This is a genomic window from Microcoleus sp. PH2017_12_PCY_D_A (genome assembly GCF_020738565.1).
GTDB lineage: Bacteria > Cyanobacteriota > Cyanobacteriia > Cyanobacteriales > Microcoleaceae > Microcoleus.
In genome coordinates this window covers 1-4,801 of record NZ_JAEQCI010000213.1, presented here as the reverse complement: position 1 = coordinate 4,801, position 4,801 = coordinate 1, and the positions used below count along the sequence as shown (strand labels likewise).

4 protein-coding genes are annotated in these 4,801 nt (G+C 46.1%); 3 read left to right on the top strand and 1 reads right to left on the bottom strand.

Translation table 11 applies throughout. The features are described 5' to 3' along the window. Positions 1 to 53 precede the first annotated feature (53 nt). The gene (locus JGK39_RS32580) at positions 54 to 803 is read right to left on the bottom strand and encodes an SIMPL domain-containing protein (RefSeq protein WP_293246136.1); all 750 of its coding nucleotides are present in this window, start codon (positions 801 to 803) and stop codon (positions 54 to 56) included. A 191-nt stretch (positions 804 to 994) separates the two neighbouring features. Between JGK39_RS32580 and JGK39_RS32575 the strand changes: the two genes are divergently transcribed. The 3 genes from JGK39_RS32575 to JGK39_RS32565 form a co-directional block, all read left to right on the top strand. After that, positions 995 to 1,378, top strand: coding sequence for a YkvA family protein (locus JGK39_RS32575; protein ID WP_293246139.1), 384 nt, complete (start codon positions 995 to 997; stop codon positions 1,376 to 1,378). Positions 1,379 to 1,688: 310 nt separating this feature from the next. Beyond that, positions 1,689 to 4,037 carry a DNA helicase PcrA gene (gene pcrA / locus JGK39_RS32570; protein WP_293246142.1) on the top strand — a complete coding sequence of 783 codons (2,349 nt, stop codon included), beginning with the start codon at positions 1,689 to 1,691 and terminating at the stop codon, positions 4,035 to 4,037. A 199-nt stretch (positions 4,038 to 4,236) separates the two neighbouring features. Further along, positions 4,237 to 4,801 (top strand): hypothetical protein (locus tag JGK39_RS32565; RefSeq protein WP_293297575.1); only part of this gene is annotated, 565 nt, incomplete at its 3' end.

The following is a 4,801-nucleotide window of genomic DNA, read 5'->3' as shown; positions in this document are numbered from 1 at the left end:
GACTTTAGTCCTCTGATTTATGCGGACTAAAGTCCGAACGATCGAACCATGAATCAATAGCTAATTTGCAAAGTCACAGAAGCATTTACCTGCTGTTCGCCTCCCATCACCGGTGTTGGAACAGCAATATCACCAGCAGCAGCACGAATACCACCAAAGTTCTGCTGGTACATGGGATACACCGTCCCCGCACCGTTGACTTGAATTCCGAGAATCTCTCCGCGCTTGAGGTTGAGCGCGCTCAAGACTGCATCTGCTTGCGCTTGAGCGTCTTGAGTGGCTTTTTTGAGTGCTTGTTTTTGAGCTTGTTCGATCGCACTTGGGGCCGCTACAAAACTCACACCTTGAATTCGGGTTGCTCCGGCCCTCACCGCATCATCGAGCAAAGTGCCGGCAGATGCAGTATTGATGCGAAAACTGACGGTATTTGTAGCAATATACCCTATTAAGCGCTGTTGGTTGTTTTCGTAGCTGTAATTCGGGCTGAGGGAAATGCCGGCGGTTTCGAGTTTTTCTACTTGGCGCGATCGCAGCAATTCTACCACAGCGGACGATCGTCTTGCCGCTTCTTGCTGCACCTCGGCCGCCGTTTTTCCCTGCACCTCAACCCCCAAACGAACTAAAGTTTGAGTTGTCGGAATTGCTTCAATCCCGCGCCCGGTAACAGTCAGGGTTCTGATCCGCTGTTCTTGAGCTGCAGCCGGATCTAATCCCGCGAAACTAACGAGAGTTAAGGTTAAACATAAAGCTGTTAGCAGACTGCGGAAATTAATGCGATCGCCCCGTTGTAAATTTAAATTCATAAACTCGATTCTCCTCACACAATAGATGGTATAATCTTATGCTGCAACGGAAATTTTCAGATGTCCCCACGGTTACACTTTTAGAAACTTAAATGGGGAATAGGGAATTGCGAATTGGGCAAACAGCGAATAGTTTTTTTCTTCCTTCTTCCTTCTTCCGACTTCCATAGGACTTCTTCCTTCTGCTACATATGCGATCGTTAAAACAACTTGCCCGCCAACTCAAAAAAGAGACTTACGCTGTTTATTTAGCCAGTACAGACCAGAGAGTACCTTGGTACGCGAGAGTTTTAGCCGGTGTTACTGTTGCCTATGCTTTTAGCCCGATCGACTTAATTCCAGACTTCATCCCAATTCTCGGCTACTTAGACGATTTAATAATTGTACCATTAGGAATTTGGCTGGTATTGAAGATGATTCCGCCAGCAGTTTTAGCCGAGTGTCGCGAAAAAGCAGCCGCAGAAATAGAACGAGGAAAACCGATAAATCGGACAGCCGCGGCTGTAATTATTGCTATTTGGATAGGTTTGGGAATATTAGCGGCAATTTGGATAAAAAAAATATTTAAACGTTAGAATACCGGGCGGTTGAAACCGCGGCTATACAGACAAAACCCACCTCCGTGGGTTGAAGAATAGGCGTTAAAAATTATATTTTACGTTATTCTTTCTTCGTCCGCGCACCATCCGGACATCCTTTGTGTAGACGCGGTTTCAACCGCCGTCTTATGGCGGACATCGTTTGTATAAACCTGGTTTCAACCGCCGTCGGATATTCATGATATTATATTGTAGGGCGATCGCGCCCTACGTTAAAAAAACTCCCCGTATCAAACACTAAGTATTATTTATCCCTTAAAAAAATCCAACAACTAACTATCCAACTATGACTCAAACTACCGATCACCTCAGCCACCTCAACCCATCCCAGCGCCAAGCAGTCGTCCATTACAACGGGCCGCTGTTAGTAGTAGCAGGCGCCGGTTCCGGGAAAACCCGAGCTCTAACTTACCGCGTAGCTAACTTAGTTCGCACCAACCGAGTCGATCCTGAAAATATTTTAGCGGTGACTTTTACCAATAAAGCCGCTAGGGAAATGAAAGAAAGAATTGAGAAATTGCTAGCGACTCAGCAAGCTGAAGCGGAATATGACAAACCTTTGGCTGATTTGGCGCCGGAAATACAGACGAAATTGCGATCGCAAATTTACCACAGAATTACCAAACAGATTTGGATGGGAACCTTCCACTCTCTGTGCGGCCGCATTCTCCGCTACGACATTGAGAAATATCAAGACGAAAAAGGCCGCCAGTGGAAGAAAAACTTTTCGATTTTTGACGAATCAGATGCTCAAACTCTCGTCAAACAAATAGTCACCAAAATCCTCAACCTCGACGACAAGAAATTTGACCCGCGGAAAGTTCGCTATGTCATCAGCAACGCTAAAAATAAAGGTTGGTCGCCTCAAGAATTCCTAGCAGCAGAACCGGATTACCGAGGGCGCGTAATTGCCGATGTTTACAGCCGCTACCAAGATGCTTTAGCAGCCAACAACGGCTTAGATTTTGATGATTTAATTCTGGTTCCTGTTAAACTTTTGCGCCAAAACGAGCAAATCTTAAATTATTGGCATCACAAGTTTAGACATATTTTAGTAGACGAATATCAAGATACCAACCGCACTCAATACGATTTGATTCGGATGTTGGTCACAAATAACGTTGACCCGAAACAGTTCGATAAATGGCAAAATCGCTCGATTTTTGTCGTGGGCGATGTCGATCAATCAATTTACAGTTTTCGGATGGCAGATTATACCATATTGCTGGAATTTCAAGAGGATTTCGGCGATGGCTTGTCGGACGAGAAGACTCAGACAATGGTAAAATTAGAGGAGAATTATCGATCGCGCGAAAACATCCTGCAAGTCGCCAACCACTTGATCGAACACAATACCGAACGCATCGAGAAAGTTCTGCGCCCGACTCGCGAACCCGGTGCTCCGATTGTGGTGTGGCGCGCTGACAACGAATTGGATGAAGGGGAATTTGTAGCAGGTCAAATTCATTCCTTAAAGCGCCAAAACTCCGAATACGAACAGGGCAGCAACTTTGCGATTCTCTACCGCACCAACGCTCAATCTCGCTCTTTTGAAGAAGCGTTAATGCGTTTAGATATTCCCTACAATATTGTCGGCGGGCTGAAGTTTTACGATCGCAAAGAAATCAAAGACATCCTAGCATACCTGCGGACGATCGCCAATCCCGACGATAGCGTCAGCCTCAAACGCATCATCAACACTCCCCGCCGCGGCATTGGCGACACCACATTCGGTAAAATCGAAGACGCTGCAACTCAGTTGGGGATTCCGTTGTGGGAAATTCTCAGCGATGAGTCTTCTGTAAATACTCTCGCAGGGCGATCGGCAAAAGCGATCGTTAAGTTTGCCCAAATGATCGGTAATTGGCAACAAAAACTTGAAACCACATCCGCGTCGCAAATTGTCCAAGGCATTATCGAAGATTCTGGTTACATTGACGATTTGAAAAACCAAGGAACCGAAGAAGCCGAAAATCGCATCGAAAACGTTCGAGAATTGTACAACGCGGTGCTACAATTTGAAGAACAAAACGAAGAACCCACCCTCACATCATTTTTAGCCAAAGCATCTTTAGCCTCGGATTTAGATGACTTAAAAGAAGAGGATTCCCGCGTATCGCTGATGACGCTGCACTCCGCGAAAGGGTTAGAATTTCCCGTAGTATTTCTCGTCGGAATGGAACAGGGTTTATTTCCCAATTTCCGCAGTTTAGATGACCCGAAAGCTATTGAAGAAGAACGCCGTTTGTGCTACGTCGGCATCACTCGCGCCCAGGAATTGCTATTTCTGACTCACACTCGCGAACGCCGCCTCTGGGGAGGATACCGCGAACACTGCACCCCTTCGCTATTTTTAGGCGAATTGCCGACACATTTGCTGGCTGGAAGTGCGAAGAAAACTAAGACTGGAAAAACGGCTGCATTGCAGGGAAAAACTAATAATAATTCAGTCGCTAATTCTGGGAATTCTCCAGCAGAGTGGAAAGCCGGGGAACGGGTTTTCCATCATGCTTTTGGAGTCGGAGAAATTACCCACGTCTTGGGAGTGGGTGATAAAACTAATCTGGCAATTAAGTTTACAGGTTTGGGTCGCAAAATCATCGATCCGAGAACGGCTAAGTTGCAGCGAGTTTAATAGCTTGGTTTGATCGTTCGGACTTTAGTCCTCATCTATCAAAGGACTAAAGTCCGAACGATCAAACCTTTGCGGGTTGAAGAATGGGCGGTAAAAATGTGGGTAAAAATTACGTTTTTATCTTGAGTCCGCGCACCATCCGGACATCGTTTGTGTAGGCGCGGTTTCAACCGCCGTCTTATCTAAGTAAAAAACTCTTATGTCTTACAGTCAATTTACAACGATCGGCAAAGTTAAAGAAGCCTTCAATCTCACAGTAGTGGAAGGAATCAGATTTTTGCCGGAAATTGAGCCGATCGCACCTGCAACAGCCTTGCAGACCATGCTGGAGACAAATTTGCCTTGGGCGATCGCCACCAGCACCGAAAAAGCCCGTTCTGAAGCCATTATCAACCCTGTCTTGCTGGAAGTTCGGAGGATTCTCAACCAACAAATCAGCGTGTTTTCGGGTGAGGAATTCAATGTTGATGTGGCTGTTGGACTGACAGGAGTTTGCGATTTTATCATCAGCCGTTCCCCGGAACAACTAGACGTTGAGGCCCCGGTAATTGTGATGGTGGAAGCTAAAAAAGGAGATTTGAAAGTAGGTTTGGGGCAGTGTATTGCTGAAATGGTGGCGGCCCAGAGGTTTAATGAAGCGAAAGGGCGATCGATCGGGGCCATCTACCCCACATTCCGCAGATGTGGGTCGGTTTTTTTATCAGTTGTGAAAACTTGGAATCCAAACGCTTTTGGGCTGAAATTATGCAGTATTAGCGTCACAG